19 protein-coding genes are annotated in these 16,438 nt (G+C 42.0%); 12 read left to right on the top strand and 7 right to left on the bottom strand.

Translation table 11 applies throughout. The features are described 5' to 3' along the window. Positions 1–44 precede the first annotated feature (44 nt). From yceD to mltG, 9 genes are all read left to right on the top strand, one after another. A complete protein-coding gene (yceD, locus tag NO992_RS04105) occupies positions 45–569 on the top strand; it encodes a 23S rRNA accumulation protein YceD (RefSeq protein ID WP_010374009.1) in 525 nt (174 codons plus the stop codon). A gap of 10 nt (positions 570–579) precedes the next feature. Continuing rightward, positions 580–750 (top strand): 50S ribosomal protein L32, encoded by a 171-nt coding sequence (gene rpmF / locus NO992_RS04100; protein ID WP_010374010.1) that lies wholly within the window; start codon positions 580–582, stop codon positions 748–750. An 11-nt stretch (positions 751–761) separates the two neighbouring features. Further along, positions 762–1,808, top strand: a complete 1,047-nt coding sequence (gene plsX, locus NO992_RS04095; RefSeq protein WP_010374011.1) for a phosphate acyltransferase PlsX — start codon at positions 762–764, stop codon at positions 1,806–1,808. Positions 1,809–1,861: 53 nt separating this feature from the next. Then, entirely contained in the window at positions 1,862–2,788 is a 927-nt protein-coding gene (gene fabD, locus NO992_RS04090; RefSeq protein ID WP_010374013.1) for an ACP S-malonyltransferase, read from the top strand. Positions 2,789–2,801: 13 nt separating this feature from the next. Then, entirely contained in the window at positions 2,802–3,548 is a 747-nt protein-coding gene (gene fabG / locus NO992_RS04085; protein ID WP_017219124.1) for a 3-oxoacyl-ACP reductase FabG, read from the top strand. Between the two features lie 216 nt (positions 3,549–3,764). Beyond that, on the top strand, positions 3,765–4,001 hold the full coding sequence (gene acpP, locus NO992_RS04080; protein WP_010374019.1) for an acyl carrier protein: 237 nt from the start codon (positions 3,765–3,767) through the stop codon (positions 3,999–4,001). Positions 4,002–4,087: 86 nt separating this feature from the next. Next, positions 4,088–5,326 carry a beta-ketoacyl-ACP synthase II gene (gene fabF, locus NO992_RS04075; protein ID WP_010374022.1) on the top strand — a complete coding sequence of 413 codons (1,239 nt, stop codon included), beginning with the start codon at positions 4,088–4,090 and terminating at the stop codon, positions 5,324–5,326. Positions 5,327–5,359: 33 nt separating this feature from the next. Then, entirely contained in the window at positions 5,360–6,199 is an 840-nt protein-coding gene (gene pabC, locus NO992_RS04070; protein WP_371374571.1) for an aminodeoxychorismate lyase, read from the top strand. Positions 6,200–6,204: 5 nt separating this feature from the next. After that, positions 6,205–7,176, top strand: coding sequence for an endolytic transglycosylase MltG (gene mltG, locus NO992_RS04065; protein ID WP_371374568.1), 972 nt, complete (start codon positions 6,205–6,207; stop codon positions 7,174–7,176). Positions 7,177–7,213: 37 nt separating this feature from the next. Here mltG and NO992_RS04060 read toward each other — a convergent pair whose 3' ends face one another. From NO992_RS04060 to NO992_RS04030, 7 genes are all read right to left on the bottom strand, one after another. Further along, on the bottom strand, positions 7,214–7,822 hold the full coding sequence (locus NO992_RS04060) for a MarC family protein (RefSeq protein ID WP_045963896.1): 609 nt from the start codon (positions 7,820–7,822) through the stop codon (positions 7,214–7,216). A gap of 273 nt (positions 7,823–8,095) precedes the next feature. Further along, on the bottom strand, positions 8,096–8,479 hold the full coding sequence (locus tag NO992_RS04055; protein WP_017219128.1) for a hypothetical protein: 384 nt from the start codon (positions 8,477–8,479) through the stop codon (positions 8,096–8,098). A gap of 99 nt (positions 8,480–8,578) precedes the next feature. Then, positions 8,579–9,517 (bottom strand): LysR family transcriptional regulator, encoded by a 939-nt coding sequence (locus tag NO992_RS04050; protein ID WP_010374031.1) that lies wholly within the window; start codon positions 9,515–9,517, stop codon positions 8,579–8,581. A gap of 16 nt (positions 9,518–9,533) precedes the next feature. After that, entirely contained in the window at positions 9,534–11,258 is a 1,725-nt protein-coding gene (gene aceK, locus NO992_RS04045; protein WP_017219129.1) for a bifunctional isocitrate dehydrogenase kinase/phosphatase, read from the bottom strand. Between the two features lie 164 nt (positions 11,259–11,422). Further along, entirely contained in the window at positions 11,423–11,899 is a 477-nt protein-coding gene (locus NO992_RS04040) for a hypothetical protein (protein ID WP_010374033.1), read from the bottom strand. Between the two features lie 65 nt (positions 11,900–11,964). Next, entirely contained in the window at positions 11,965–13,485 is a 1,521-nt protein-coding gene (locus NO992_RS04035) for a DUF3413 domain-containing protein (RefSeq protein ID WP_305776279.1), read from the bottom strand. 4 nt (positions 13,486–13,489) lie between these two features. Beyond that, entirely contained in the window at positions 13,490–13,702 is a 213-nt protein-coding gene (locus tag NO992_RS04030; RefSeq protein WP_010374035.1) for a DUF1414 domain-containing protein, read from the bottom strand. Positions 13,703–13,767: 65 nt separating this feature from the next. Between NO992_RS04030 and yejK the strand changes: the two genes are divergently transcribed. The 3 genes from yejK to NO992_RS04015 all read left to right on the top strand — a co-directional run bounded on the left by yejK (position 13,768) and on the right by NO992_RS04015 (position 16,426). Further along, complete coding sequence (gene yejK, locus NO992_RS04025; protein ID WP_017219131.1) at positions 13,768–14,781, top strand: nucleoid-associated protein YejK; 1,014 nt, start codon at positions 13,768–13,770, stop codon at positions 14,779–14,781. 153 nt (positions 14,782–14,934) lie between these two features. Next, positions 14,935–16,011, top strand: a complete 1,077-nt coding sequence (locus tag NO992_RS04020; protein ID WP_010374037.1) for a porin — start codon at positions 14,935–14,937, stop codon at positions 16,009–16,011. Between the two features lie 10 nt (positions 16,012–16,021). Then, on the top strand, positions 16,022–16,426 hold the full coding sequence (locus tag NO992_RS04015) for a phosphate ABC transporter substrate-binding protein (RefSeq protein ID WP_010374038.1): 405 nt from the start codon (positions 16,022–16,024) through the stop codon (positions 16,424–16,426). Positions 16,427–16,438 lie beyond the last annotated feature (12 nt).

Here is a 16,438-nt window from a genome sequence, read left to right as displayed (position 1 = left end):
TTTACTTTGACTAACACAGTAACTATCTATATGATGCAGCCCCTATGCAAAAGGTGAAAATTCCCATCACTATTGATCCATGCAGAGCAGCGCAACGTCGAGCATCTTATGACGGTGTTGTAATGCTTGAAGAACTTTCTCGATTGCAGCAAGTTGTGCGTGATCAAAATAGTGAAATAGCGGTAGACATTCATTTCAACATCGACGAACAAGGTTTGGTTGTTGTGCAAGGCAAAGTCCGAGCCCATCTAACTGTTGTATGTCAGCGTTGTAATGATGAATTAGGGTTGGATTTGGAACAAGACTTTGCGTATTCGCCAGTCGGATTAGGTGCAGAGTCGGATGATCTTCCCGAGCGTTATGATGTGTTGGAACTGGATGAAGAGGGTGAGGTTAATCTAAGACAGATCGTCGAAGATGAACTATTACTCGCAATTCCGATAGTCCCGACGCATGATGAAGCACTATGCTCTTATTCTGATAAGCCAAAGAGCTTTGGTGAAATTGAAGCAGAAGATAGCAAACCAAATCCATTTGAAATTTTGAAACAACTTAAGAAAGATTCTTAGGAGAAGGCTAATGGCGGTACAAAAAAGCAAGAAGTCACGCGCACGTCGTGGTATGCGTCGTTCACACGATGCGATCAGTGGACCAGCTCTAACTGTAGATCAGGTTTCTGGCGAGACTCATCGTCGTCACCACGTGACTGCTGACGGTTACTACAAAGGCGTTAAAGTAATTTCTAAGTAAGAGATTACTTTATGCTGACCGATCTAACCATTGCGTTAGATATGATGGGGGGCGATTACGGCCCCCGTTCATCTATCCCCGCAGCTATCGCTGCTGTGCTTAAGCACCCAAATCTAAATTTAATCCTCTGTGGTAATCAGCAAGTTATTGAAAGTGCTTTGACTAAAGCTAATATGCTGGATCATCCAAGACTCAAAATTAAACACTGTAAAGAAGTCGTCACTAACGGTTGTGAACCTGCCTCTGCACTTAGAAATAAAAAGCAGTCCTCAATGCGTATTGCGCTTGATTTGGTGAAATCTGGCGAAGCGCAGGCTTGTGTTAGTTCAGGAAATACAGGTGCGCTCTTTTTTATGGCCCACTATGTGTTAAAAATGTTGCCTGGCATCAAGCGTCCCGCATTAATTTCAGCCGTTCCAACAGAGAAAAAGCAGCCCGTTTATTTGCTTGATCTTGGTGCGAATGTGCATTGTGATCCTGAAACCCTCTATCAGTTTGGTATTATGGGCTCAATCGTAGCTGGAGAGGCTTTAAATATTCCTTCACCTAAAGTGTGTTTGTTAAACATTGGCTCTGAAGAAATCAAAGGCCATGATGGTATCAAGCAAGCTGCAAAATTAATGAAATCCTCATCTGTTATTAATTATCAAGGCTATTGTGAGGGGAGCGATATGTTCTCTGGCAAAGCCGATGTAATTGTATGTGAGGGATTTGTCGGCAACGTCGCCTTGAAAACCTGTGAAGGGATTGCCAAACTCATCATGCATAAGTTTAGCAAAGCGTTAAAAAAGCACTTTTTTTATAAAGCGTTGGCCTTTTTACTTCGACCCGTTATAAAAAAATTGTATAGAAGGGTGAACCCCGACCAGTATAACGGCGCAAGTCTGGTAGGATTGCGCGGTATTGTTGTGAAAAGTCACGGAAATGCCACAACGAAGGCATTTTTAGCCGCGATTGAAGAAGCTGCGCAAGAAGTACAACGCAAGATCCCTGAAAAGATCCAAGCGGTGTTTGCTCAGGTCGACACAGAAAAACAACCGTCAGGTCCGCATCCCTAACACTGCTAAGTGACATGAGGACGTGGCGACAACAGAGAAAATAAGAGCACAATATGTCACAAAAAATCGCATTATTTTTCCCAGGACAGGGCTCACAAAGCGTGGGCATGTTATCTGAATTATTAGCATCTTCTGATATCGTTAAAGCGACTTTCGCTGAAGCGTCAGAAGCACTAGGCTACGATTTAGCCGAACTTGTGCTAAACGGTCCTGAAGAAGAATTAAACCAAACGCACCGTACTCAACCGGCATTATTAACCGCAAGTGTTGCTATCTTTAGAGCGTGGCAAGATAAAGGTGTTGAAGCTGAACTGACACTAGCAGGCCATAGTCTAGGTGAGTACTCTGCATTGGTATGTGCAGAAGTATTAACCCTTGCAGATGCCGTTAAATTAGTGGAAAAACGTGGTTTATACATGCAAGAAGCGGTTCCCGCTGGTACGGGTTCAATGGCGGCAATTATTGGTTTAGATGATGACGTGATTGCCAAGGTGTGTGCCGAATCTGCACAGGGCGACGTTGTTTCGCCGGTAAACTACAACTCACCAGGTCAAGTGGTGATTGCGGGTCACGTTGAAGCCGTAAATCGAGCCTCTGAAGCGTGTAAAGAAGCAGGAGCTAAGCGCGCATTACCGCTTGCAGTCAGCGTTCCATCTCATTGTGCATTAATGAAACCTGCGGCTGATAAATTAGCCAAAGATCTTGAAGCACTTGCATTTTCAGAGCCAAAGTTTGATGTGATCAACAATGTTGACGTTGCTGTTGCAAAAGATGCTGCAGCAATAAAAGATGCGCTTATTCGTCAGCTTTATAGTCCAGTAAGATGGACTGAAACTGTACAAGCGGTTGCGAAAGAAGGTGTTACAACAACTTTTGAGTTCGGCCCTGGTAAAGTGATTTCGGGTCTTGTGAAACGCATCGACCGCTCAGTGTCGTGTGTGTCGGTAAATGATTTAGCTGCCATTGCTGCAGCAGAATAATAACGAGAGCATTATGAGTAATTTATTTTCTTTAGAAGGAAAAGTTGTACTAGTAACGGGTGCTAGCCGTGGTATTGGTAAAGCAATCGCTAACGCCTTAGTAGCGCAAGGTGCAAAAGTTGCGGGTACAGCAACGAGTGAGTCTGGTGCAGAGCGTATCTCAGAGTATCTAGGCGAAAATGGTAAAGGTTATGCGCTAAACGTGACAGATGCCGACTCAATCACAGCAACTTTGGATGCAATCAAAGCAGATTTAGGTGATATTGATGTGTTGGTAAACAATGCTGGTATCACACGCGATAACTTGCTGATGCGCATGAAAGATCAAGAGTGGGATGACATCATCGATACTAACTTGTCATCCATTTTCCGCTTATCAAAAGCGGTACTTCGTCCAATGATGAAGAAGAAAAATGGCCGTATCATTAACATTGGCTCAGTAGTGGGCACTATGGGTAATGCGGGTCAAGCTAACTATGCTGCTGCAAAAGCGGGTGTAATTGGTTTTACAAAATCATTGGCGCGTGAGGTTGCATCTCGTGGTATTACGGTAAATACTGTAGCACCTGGCTTCATTCAGACAGACATGACGGATGAGCTAACTGATGAGCAAAAAGCAGCGACTTTGGCAAATGTACCAGCAGGTCGTTTAGGTCAGCCTGAAGAAATCGCAGCGGCTGTGGTTTATTTAGCATCAGATGCGGCAGCTTATGTTTCTGGTGAAACTTTGCACGTAAATGGTGCGATGTACATGGTTTAACCCGCTAAGATCACAAATCAATTGAAATTTTTGTGATCTTGTCGACAACGTACTTGAAATCGTCGCGAAAATAGGCGATAAAAAGATCAAAAGCTTTGTAACAGGTTTGACCAGAAAAAAAAGTACGGGTCAATCCTTGAATCCCAGAATGATGCGTCGTAAACTGCGCCGCAATCTGAAAATTAACGCAGTAGCGTTTAAATAAAGGAAAGAAGAATGAGCGACATCCAAGAACGCGTAAAGAAAATTATTGTTGAACAACTAGGTGTTAAAGAAGAAGAAGTTAAATCAGAAGCGTCTTTCGTTGATGATTTAGGTGCTGACTCTCTAGACACTGTTGAGCTTGTAATGGCGCTAGAAGAAGAGTTCGATACAGAGATCCCTGATGAAGAAGCTGAGAAAATCACTACTGTTCAGGCAGCTATCGACTACGTTACTGCTCACGCTGAGTAACTAGCTTTTCTATTAGGGCAGCACTCGCTGCCCTAACTCTTTCTAGACCCCCCAATTATTATAATAATCCCTTTTTGGAGGACACCGTGGCTAAACGTCGAGTCGTAGTAACTGGCTTAGGTATGTTGACGCCGCTGGGTAATGATGTTGCATCTACCTGGCAGGGCTTATTAGAAGGCCGTAGTGGCATTCGCAATATCACGCATTTTGACACAGAAGGTTTCGGAACTAAGTTTGCTGGTTTAGTTAACGACTTTGATGTCACTGAGTACATTTCCCCTAAAGATGCTAAAAAAATGGATGTCTTCATCCAGTATGGTATCGCTGCAGGTGTACAGGCTTTAAAAGACTCAGGTCTTGAAGTTAACGAAGAGAATGCCGCTAGAGTTGGTGTAGCCATCGGCTCTGGTATCGGTGGCTTGACGCTAATTGAAGAAAACCACGTCAAGCTATTAAATAGCGGTCCACGCAAGCTTTCTCCGTTTTACGTTCCTTCTACCATTATCAATATGATCTCTGGTCACTTGTCCATCATGCATGGCTTGAGAGGTCCAAATATTTCGATTGTGACTGCATGTACAACTGGCCTTCATAATATTGGTCATGCGGCCCGTATGATTGCATACGGCGATGCAGATGCGATGGTAGCCGGTGGTGCTGAAAAAGCGTCAACCCCAATTGGTATGGGCGGTTTTAGCGCGGCTCGTGCGCTTTCTACGCGTAACGATGATCCGCAAGCGGCTTCTCGCCCTTGGGATAAAGACCGTGACGGTTTTGTGCTAGCTGATGGAGCCGGTGTGATCGTACTAGAAGAGTATGAGCATGCGAAAGCACGCGGTGCGAAGATCTACGCTGAACTAGTTGGCTTTGGTATGAGTGGTGATGCATACCACATGACATCACCACCAGAAAATGGTGCTGGCGCTGCACAGGCCATGGTTAATGCATTGAACGACGCAGGGATCAATGCAGAGCAGGTTGGCTATATCAACGCACACGGCACTTCTACTCCAGCGGGTGACGTTGCAGAGACGCATGCTGTTAAGTCGGTGTTTGGTTCTGCGGCAAAAGATGTGATGGTGAGCTCGTCTAAATCAATGATGGGTCACTTACTTGGTGCCGCGGGTTCAGTTGAATCTATTATTTCGATTCTTGCGCTGCAAGACCAAAAAGTAACGCCGACCATTAACTTGGATAACCCAGATGAAGGCTGTGATTTAGATTATGTGCCTCATACTGCTCGTGATGCGAAACTGGAGTACACTTTGTGTAACTCGTTTGGTTTCGGTGGAACAAACGGTTCATTGCTATTTAAAAAGGTGTAGATCAGCCTTAGTAAATTGATAGCAAAGTAGGTTATGATAAAAAAGCTCGGCATTGCCGAGTTTTTTTATGTTTTGGAAACCCTTAAAAAGGAAAGTGATGTGGATAATCAACAGCTTTTTTCTAACACTGACAGAGGATTGGCCTATGGTGATGGCTTTTTTACCACTGCGTTAGTCCGTGATGGAAATGTTGATTTGTGGCCACTTCATAGGAAGCGACTTGTTGTATGTCAGCAGCGCTTGGGCTTTCCTGAGTTACGACTAGACGAAATCGAGTTTTTGGTTCAAGAGCAAGTTAAAGATAAAATCGAAGCGGTGCTGAAGATCCTTATTACTCGAGGGGATGGGGGGCGAGGTTACCAAGCTCCTGAGACGCCTCAGCCGAGTGTGAGTATTCAGGTGTTACCTTTTCCTTCACACTATACAACTTGGCAGCAGAATGGGATTGAGGTCGCATTAAGCCGAGTTAAACTGGGTATTCAGCCGTTATTAGCCGGATTAAAGACACTGAATCGGTTAGAACAAGTACTTATTAAACAAGATGCACAGACATTGGTTTGCGACGATGTCATTGTGACGGATATCAATGATAGGGTGATTGAAGCGTCAGCGGCAAATATCATCATGATTAAAGAACACAATCTATATACGCCAGATCTTAGTGGCTCAGGCATTAAAGGTGTGTTTTTAACCGCACTTGAAAGTAAGCACGATATTAGGGTTAAAAATATTGCTTTTGACGAGTTAAAAGCAGCTGATGGTGTCTTTATTTGTAATAGTTTAATGCAGTTGGTACCCGTAGTAAGAATTGAGAATAAACATTTCGATATCGCCGACTTACATGATTTGAAAAGGCGATTTTTAGGGAAGTAATATAAATGAAAAAACTGTTTATCATAGTCGCATTTTTGATAGCAGCAGCGTCATGGTGGTTATCTCAACAAATAAATAAGTTTAAATTTGAACCACTTAATATCTCTGAGGCATTAGTTGAGATAAAGGCTGGGCAAACATTTAATCAGCTATGTCATCTATGGCAGCGTAGCGGGGCGTTATCTAGCTGCTTTCCTTACCAACTTTATAGTAAGGTAGAGCCTAAATTATTCGCGTTACAAGCGGGTTTTTACGATCTTAAAGGGCTAACTGTACTAGATGCCATCAGCAAGATTAGTCGCGGGGATCAACACAACTTTAGCTTTACAATCATTGAAGGGATGCCCATTTGGGCAGTCAAAAATAAGCTCCTCAGCGCCCCCTACTTAACGCAAGATATTGATAAGCTGACAGCACAACTGAATATATCGCAAAGTTCAGCTGAAGGGTGGTTGTACCCCGATACCTACCACTATCATGGAAATGACTCAGCGCTGCGCTTACTTAAACGTGCTCATACCAAAATGCAGAGTGTGCTTGAAAAGGAATGGCAAAATAGAATTCCTGATCTTCCTTTAAACACGCCTTATGAAGCCTTGATCTTGGCTTCGATTATTGAGAAAGAAACGGGCGTAGTTGCAGAAAGAGATAAAGTAGCCTCCGTTTTTATCAATCGCTTACGTAAGGGCATGCGTTTACAGACAGATCCAACCATTATTTATGGTATTGGTGAGCACTTTGATGGCGACATTAAACGTGAAGATATCCGTGAAAAGACGCCATATAACACTTATCGAATTGATGGCTTGCCACCGACACCCATTGCAATGCCGTCTCGTGCTGCTATCCATGCGGCACTTAATCCAGCAACAACCGAATACTTTTACTTTGTTGCATCAGGAGATGGTGGACATCACTTTTCGAAAACACTGACTGAACATAATAAAGCGGTGAAGAAATTTATTTTGAAACAATGACATCGAAAGAGAGGGCTAACCCTCTCGTTACTCTCTATCACAACATAAAATACTCTTTAATACCTGCCAATACACTAGATACTGCAACGGAAGCTAAGATAAGTCCCATTACGCGGCTGACGATACTTGCGCCACTATCACCAATCCATTGGTGAATTTTTGTCGCAACTAGTAGAAATATCAACACGATAGCCAATACGCTGAGCATAATAATCGAGGTTTGGAGTTGTTCAAATACATTATTTTCACTGTTTTTGGTAAGCAAAACAGCTGCCAACATAGCTCCAGGGCTTGCGATAGAAGGCATTGCTAAAGGGAAAATAGCGATGTCGGATGCTTTATTGTCTAACTTAATTTCTTCACTTGGCTTACCCTCGCCAAAAATCATTGTCATGGCAAAGATGAACAGTACGATGCCACCGGCAATCGCGAATGCAGGTAGGGGAATACCAATTGCGTTTAAAATGATTTCACCTGCAATAATAAAAAACAGCAATACAATGGCTGCAACCAGTGTGGCTTTAACCGCTATCTTTCGTTTTGTCGCAATATCAAAGCCTGTGGTAGTTGCGATAAATACCGGTATAGTGCCAATGGGGTCGATGACCGCAAAGAAAAAAATGAACGTTGAGATATAGTGTTCCATAGTTCCCTATTATGAAATAAAGGTTGTTCACAAATTATACCAGTTGTATTAAGTAAATGATCTATCTTGAAGCGGGGAAATAGCTTTAGTAGCAAGGCAAAAATTTTGCTATTTAGTTGTTCTAAATGAGAAATTTTTAACGAAGCTAATATGCTATTTCACCCTTCAAATTGATTAGAGAATTAATTCAATTGGTATTACTTATGGTTGGCCATTTGTTATTGACCAACGGCAAATAATATCACTAATATCATGACTTTATTCTGAATATTCTTAATTATTTTTTGGATTCACAGTATGTACCCAAGCCACTGCGTCGTTGTAGTTCTCGAAGTTCTTAATCGTTAAACCGTGCTTGTCAGCAAATGCTTCAATTAATCCACTTTTGGTGTCTGAGGGGGAGATAACTCGAGCAAGAGTGATCCCATCGACAAATTGATTGAGTTTTTGTAAAACGGTTAGGACGCTTGGGTAATCGTAGGTGATATGTAATTGAGATACGTCGATAACTAAACTCTTTAGCTGATTCGATTTAAGTGCAAGCCCTAAATTTTTGTACATCTCGATAATATTGGCTTCCACGCATTCCCCGTATGCGGCTGCGTGGATAAGTTTCTCTTTACTATCAACCGTTGCTCTATAAGAGAATTTCGCCATGCTATCTTGCACCTTTTATGCATATAGATAAAAGGATAGTTCAATTAGCTGGCGATACCAATTTCAAAAAGCGCACCTAAGCAAAGCTTAGGTATATCGCTATGCTAGCTCTTCAGCTACCTCGGCAATTTTTTGTCTCAACCAAATATGGCTCGCATCGCGATGTAATAGCGGGCTCCAAATCATATCTAACTCAAACGGCGGAATAGGGAATGGCGGCTCCAGAACTGCTAAGGTCGGATCATCACGATAGATATTCGCGGCTTTTGACGGCAATGTTGCGATTAAGTTCTGCTCTTTTGCTAAATGAATTGCAACATGATAATTACGTGTAAATGTCGCGATGTTTCTGTGTTTTCCAAAGTGTGCAAGCGCTTCGTCAACCCAGCCAAGCTTCTGTACATCTGCAGGATCCATTCCGACCCCAACACCAAATCCTGTTTTACTGACCCAAATATGGCGAGATTTTAAATAGGCATCAAGCGTAAAGTTGGTAATAACGGGGTTATCGGATTTCACCAGACAGCAAAAACTATCCTTCCAAATTCGTTTGTGGTGAAACGATTGCGGTAGATTTTCGAAGCGGTTAATTGCCATGTCTACCTTGCCATTTTCTACATCATGAAAAGTAACATCACTCGGCGTGAGAATATCAAGGGTTGTATCTGGGGCTTCTTCATGAAGTTTAGTTAGAAGTTTTGGCGCAAGCGTACTTGCAGCATAGTCGCTGGCCATAATCCTAAATACTCGATTACTACTCGCTGCCTCAAACTCCCTGTTAGGGGCTAAGGTTTCTTCCAAAGTCATGAGTATGCCGCGGATCACAGGTTGCAGCTCAAGCGCGCGCTCTGTTGGCACCATGCCTTCACTGGTGCGTACTAAAATAGGGTCATTAAAGAGGTTTCTGAGACGCTTAAGACCGTTACTCATTGCCGGTTGGGTAATACTTAATTGATTTGCGGCGCGTGTTACATTGCATTCTCGAAGTAAGGTATCGAGGTAAACCAGCAGGTTAAGGTCAATTTTACTAATGTTCACTCAGTTTTCCTTTATATTATTCTTCTTTTTTGGCATCTTGGAGAAAGCGATTATCATGTGGATAAGGGTAAATATGTCTTACGACTTTCTCACGAATATCTCGTTGTGCTTGCTGCCAAAACAACACCTCAGCCAAATCAGCATGATGGCGCAGAAACATTTCCTTTAGTGTAGGATTTGTCAGAACAAATGTACACAACTGTTCAGGAAAGACGTCTTGCGGTGCACTGGAAATATCGCCAGAGTCGTACATATTATCGAGCCCTTGTTTTGGCAGCGCTCTAAAGTTCATTTCCGTGAGATATTGCACCTCATCATAGTCATAGAAGATAACTCTATGGTGTTTACTCACGCCAAAGTTTTTTAACAGCATGTCACCTGGAAAAATGTTTACAGCGAGCATCTCTTTGAGCGCATAGCCATAATCTCTAATGACTTGCTCGCACGTTTCTTCATCGGCTTGCTGTACAAAGAGGTTGAGCGGTGTCATGCGGCGCTCAATATACAAGTGCTTTATCACCATATTGTCTCCCTCAATACGTATACTTTGAGAGATAGAATCCAGCAACAGCTGATAAAGGGCAGGTGAAATACGTGCAAGTGGGATCACTACATCGGAATATTCAATCGTATCTGCCATTCTACCTACGCGATCGTGGCGTTTTACCAGTTGATAGCGCTCTAAAACGGTTGTCTTTGTAAATGGCTTACTTTCTGGAAATTGGTCACGGATCACTTTAAAAACATAGGGAAAGCTTGGCAGAGTGAATACCATCATCACCATACCGGGTGTACCTGGAGCGACTTCAAATTGTTCTTCGGAATTAGCTAAGTGGTGTAAAAACTCACGATAAAATTCGGTTTTCCCCTGCTTATGAAAGCCGATGGCGTTATAAAGTTCAGCTTTTGTTTTATTTGGCATGAGTTGATTTAAAAACTTAACTAGCGCAGATGGGGCATGGGTCTCTACTAAAAAGTAAGCACGCGCAAAACCAAAAATCACCCGCATTTGTGAGCTATTGGTAAGCAGCGCATCGATCAGTAAGCCCCCAGTTTGTGCATGTAATACCGAAATGATAAACGGCTGTACACCAGATTTAGATACCACTCGGCCGACAATATAGGCACCTTTATTACGATAGAAAGGTGCGCTGAGGATATCGAAGCGCATTAAATGCGCTTGATGATGCGTGTTAGGTGCTTGTTTAAGAAACGCCTTAACGAGTAGTCGAATATCTCTATCTAAATCTTCAAATTCACAATGAAAGTCAATGTGTTCAATAATTCTTTTTATGGTGGGCTTGAGGCCATTGACGACTGGGAAATAACTTCGATACTCAGCTTCTACAGGGAGTGACGTGGCGTTAGCTAGCTGGGTTTCAACAAAAATGAAATCGCTATTGTAATATCGGCGGTGAAAGAGGCGACAAAAAACTGAATTATAGAAAGTTTCAGCAAGCTCTGGTTGAGGGTGAAAGGTAAGACGCTCAAGGTAAGCCTGTTTTACTTGATACCATAGCGATTCATCCAGTTGCGTCGAGCCATAGAGTTGTATTAACTTTTGTGCGGTTTCATCAACTTTGCTATCGTATTGGCTGATCCTCGCTTTACTTATTCGTTCTATCTCTCCCCAATTTTGAGCAGCAAAAGCGATGGGTGCCAGTTTGGTAATTTTTACAAATGCGTGATAGTGGTTTTGGAAACCTGATAAAATTCGCTCTGCTAACTGCTGTGCTTGCATCTACATCCCTCATAAATTATCCACGCGGAGTGGTTTCACTTTACAAGGTAATGTGCGAAAAGTCATCTGGTAATACCAGTCAAGGCATTTGCATAATTATAGCGAATGCTCATTGGCTAAAGTGCGATTCTCAAAAAGGCAATCCATGCAATTGAGCGGCTATATCACTCATATTCTTTGAGTTGCTTTTCTAATTTTGAAATCTCTTTCTCTAGGCTTTTAATCGCTTTAGCATGTGCCTTATTAATGGCCTTTATTTCCTTTTTAACTTGTCTGACGACCTTTTTACGCCTGTCTTCATTCATCAGTTTAGTTAACTTATCTTGTTGCTCTCTAACCGCGGTATCTCTTTTGCGATTGAGCACGGCTTTTTCATGGTGTTTGGCTCTGAGCGCACGCTTTGTCCTTTTCGCAATTTGGTTACGTTCCAAATTATTTAGCGTTTTATAGTGCTGTTCTGAGGGAGCTGAGGCTTTAGGATCGGATGTAGTTATCGTATGCTGGGTCGCATTGGCCGAGCAGGGAAATTGGCTAAAAACGATGCCTCTGTCGGTCGTGCATTTGAAGTATTTTACCGTTGTTGTGGCGAAACAATGAGTAGAGACAAAAATAAGTACAAGTAGTTTTAGATACAATTGCATATGGCATCCTTGCTGTAACAGTTAATATCTACTTAACCATAGATGACATCCCACTTTGTTCAAGGTTATTGTGCTTCAGGGGCTGTGAATTTTTTTAATGTCTTAATACTTTGTATTAAAAATGGAATATCTAGACTACCGTTTAACACAAAGCCTTCCTTTGCTGACATCTGCTTGAAGCTGCCATCTTGATTGACTAAGGTGATTTTGTCTTTTTTGAAGGCAACTAAGACACCTTGGGTAAAGTTAACGCCTTCTGCATGAGAGCGAGTTTTTATGTTCGATGCCAGCATACTTTGTTGAGCAAGGGGGGCGCAGCCAAGATAAGAGCTTAACAGGGTGTAGGTGATGTCATTGGGCTGTACAAGACCAGAAGCCTGAGCAAACAGCTCAATGTTCGTTACCGCAGAACTGGTTAATACCGTCGCTTGCTGTGCACTAATATCAATTGCCACGAACGGCTTTGAGCTATCAATGTCAATTTCGTCACTTACTTCAATGATTGTTAATTTACTTGCTTGATGAGAAGGCACAAAAGAGAACTCGCCGTTAGTATTAACACTCATTAAGTCATTATTAATTGACCATACCGGAACTTGCTGCTGCAGCAGGACAGACTCTTTATAATAACTCGGTAGACCGTAAATCAGGCTGAATAGCGCATCGCTGCTTTTTCCTGCGCGTAAAACAGAATCTATTCGGAACACGTTATTTTTAACGTTGCTCTGAAGGGCTGTTGCTGTTTTTTGGAACAGCGCCTCATCTGTGTAAGCATAAACGTTGATAGGTTGCTCTGTGGTATCTTTCTTTTCTTTGCATACCGCCGAAATTACAGGGGCTTTGTATTTTGAATGCGTATCACCAATGCTTAGTGAGTGCGCTTCTTCATACTGCTCGATATCAAGTAAATCGTGTCTGGCGAGTAAGCTCTTTGCGGTTGTAGGATAAGAGAGGGGTAATACATTATCTTGCTTAGTGATATCGAAAAAGGCATTCGCATCAGCCCAAATATGCAGGCTGTGACTGAGCGCAAAGCAGGTCACAATGGTGCCAGTCGCATAGCGAGGGAATTTATAGGATTTTAGCTCGGCTAAATGACGCCAAGCATAATTGCCTGCAAGTAGTTCAAAAGTCAGCACCAGTCCAAGCATTGCAATGGTAATGATGAGATTAACTAGGGATGATCCGACTAAGGTTTCCCACAATAAAACGAAAATATCGGAAAGCGAAGCTGGGTTGATATGGTAGCCAAGTTGTAGGTAAACAAAGGCATCCACAGTTAATACCACAATACCAACCGAGGCAATAATTGCAGCCATGCCGCGAATATGTCGCGGGTATGGGAATATTAAACTAAGCGGAAAGATAGTTAATACAAACGCACAAAAAGTGATAAAGCTGGTATGGCTTATCCACGTGATCAGCATATAAAACCAACCGACAAAGGTACTTGGTGCTTTGTCGGCGAACAAATAAACTGAGCTAATCAATAAAACCAAGCCAATGTTAGCAAAGGTAAACCAGTGTCCCCAGCTGAGTAATTGACTTGCTTTTGATGAAAAAGGGCTGTGCGGTGTAAGATTCATTCCGTTACTTTACTGATTGTGTAAGTGCTTTGGCAAAATTTTCGGCAACAGATTGTCTCTTACTCTCTGGAACATGTTCTTTTAGAATGTGCGTGATAGAATTACCCAAACACATTAAGCTGAGATCAACTGGTGCGTTTTGCGAGCTTAATACATTAACTAATTGGTCAACAATTTCTTCTACTTGTTTATTGGAATACTTTGATTGGATAGGCATCAGTTGGTTCAATTTATAAAAGCAATAATTTTTACATTTTAACATTAGAGGCGTGAAAAACAAAGATGAGCGTTGAGGTAAAAAAACTAGTTGTTCACTATGTAGACAAACAAGACGAAGATACCGAAATACATCTACGTGACGATGAAATGCAAATCAATGACAAAGTTAATGTTTTCATTGAACAATTGCATCATGCCTACAATGGCAAACCGGGTAAAGGGTTCTGTGCTTTTAGCGGCGAAAAAAGCAGTGTGGTCGCGTCTGCGATGCAGAGTTATAGAAATAATGAGCTTAACTTTTGGAATTTAACCCAAGAAGCAACCAATGTGCTTAAAGAAGAGCTTAATAAATATGCATTTCATGAAACTGGGTATTTAGTGTTTTGTCATTATCAGTATGTTGCCAGCAATTTTATTATGATTGCACTGATTAATATTAAAGAACATTACACAATTACCTCAGACTTAGACTTATCCGCAGCAAAACACTTAGATATTTCACGTATGCAATTGGCTGCGAGAATCGATTTAGATGCTTGGGATACGGCCGCAGAAGAAAACCGTTATATTTCCTTCATTAAGGGGCGTGCGGGTCGAAAAGTTGCTGATTTCTTTTTAGATTTTCTTGGTTGTGAAGAGGGGATCGATCCAAAGCAGCAATCGCAAACTATGTTACACGCGGTTGAGGATTATTTGTCTACACAGCAATTTGAAAAGTCTGAAAAAGACGACATCCGCAAGGAAATTTTTGATTACTGTAACGACTGTGTTTCAAGCGGTGAGGACGCAGATGTTAATACACTGTCCGAGACGCTTTCGAAGTCTGCAGACGTGAAGTTTGAAGACTTTTATAAAGAGCAGGGCTATGAGCTGGAAGAAAGCTTTCCTGTCGATAAAAAGACAGTAACAAGTATGGTGAAATTTTCTGGGCTTGGCGGTGGAGTAAGCGTTGGCTTTGAACGGAAGCATTTGGGTGAGCGGGTTATTTATGATGCTGCGACTGATACGCTTACGATTAAAGGTGTACCGCCTAACTTGAAGGACCAAATTGAACGTTATTATAACGATGAATCTTAGTTGTTAAAAAGCAGCGTAAGCTGCTTTTTGTTCCTATTTCATCCCTTTTTCTGCAAATATTTTTATCAATTTGCTGCTTTTGCTAGCATTTTTTTAAATTTAACTATACTTGCAATGTAGTACTTGTAGAACAAGCAATTGGGATGAATCACAATGAAGATGAAACTAGCTTTAGGTTGTACCCTTTGCCTTGCCTGTTTTTCAGGGCATGCAGAGGTTAACTTTTCCGGATTCGCAAGTATCAATGCTGGTAAGGTGTTGAGCGGAAGTGGTGTTCCACAATTTGGAATAAACGATCCAATATTTCTCGCCGATTATCCTATCGTCAGTGTTTACGACGAGGATATCTCATTTGAACCTGAAACACTGATGGGTCTTCAATTTAGTGCTGATCTAACCGAAGGTTTAAGCGTTACTGGTCAGATTGTTGCGCGCGGCGCAGATGATTTTGATGCAAAGTTTGAGTGGGCTTATTTGTCCTATGAGATTAATGAGAATTGGACTTTCCAAGCAGGTAAAAAACGCTTACCACTATTCTATTATTCCGACTTTTATGATGTGGGTTACGCCTATATTTGGATGCGTGCACCCGCGGACAACTACACCTGGCAAATTTTTAATTATAATGGCGTCAATATGCTCTACAGCGGCAGTATAGGCGATTGGTCATTAAGCGGGAATATTTACGCGGGTAAAGAAGACGATGATGACAATAAGCTGTTGAGCGAGTTTTTCTTTCAAGAACCAACTAGAGAAATCTGGAAAGACATACTAGGCGGCGTAATTCAAACCAGTAATGACTGGCTTGAAGTGCGTTTAACCCATATGCGCTACACCAACCAGCGATATCGTTCTGGAGAGCCTGTCTTATGGGAGGGAAGTGATGAGCGAGATGGTAAGTTTTATGGTTTAGCAGTAAATGCAGACTGGGGAAATTTCTTTATTTTATCTGAGCTAAATCGGTTGGACTTGGACGGTAATCTAGATACCAAGATGCTGACATTGGGCTATCGTTTTGACAATATCACGCCATTTGTATCTTACGCAGATTTTGAAGGCGAGGGCGAGGATGCCGAAAGCCATGAAACGACTTCGTTTGGAGTACGTTGGGATTTTCATTCCTCCGCTGCTTTCAAGATTCAGTATGATGAGGTGGAGGATAACTCCGTTGGTTTAGCGGTCGCGGGTGATAGTAAAGCCATTACAATTGGCATCGACATGGTATTTTAAGGAGAGAAGCATGAAAAAATTATTTTTACTTACTCTACTTTGCAGCGCTTTTAGTTGTCTAGCCGTGGATGTCATTGTCAACCCTGCCAATACTTCTACACTTGATGAGAATGAAATTAAGCAAATTTTTATCGGTAAATCAAAATCATTCTCCGATGGCTCTAAAGCACTTCCGATAACTCAGGCTGATGGCTCAACGGTAACCGATGAGTTTAATGAAAAGGTACTTAATAAGTCATCAAGTCAACTTAAAGCTTATTGGTCAAAATTAGTATTTACTGGAAAAGGGACACCGCCAAAAGAAGCCGCCGATGATGCTGAGGTACTTAAACTCGTTGCGAGTAACCCTAACCTAATTGGGTTTGTGTCTTCGGGAGCCGCAGATAGCAGCGTTAAAGTGGTGAAGTCATTTTAGGAAGAGATAAGT

Origin of the sequence: Pseudoalteromonas sp. DY56-GL79 (genome assembly GCF_041414765.1) — a bacterium.
In the GTDB taxonomy this organism is placed as follows: domain Bacteria; phylum Pseudomonadota; class Gammaproteobacteria; order Enterobacterales; family Alteromonadaceae; genus Pseudoalteromonas; species Pseudoalteromonas piscicida.
Note: the sequence above shows the minus strand (reverse complement) of the source record. Positions and strands in the feature narration are given on the sequence as shown.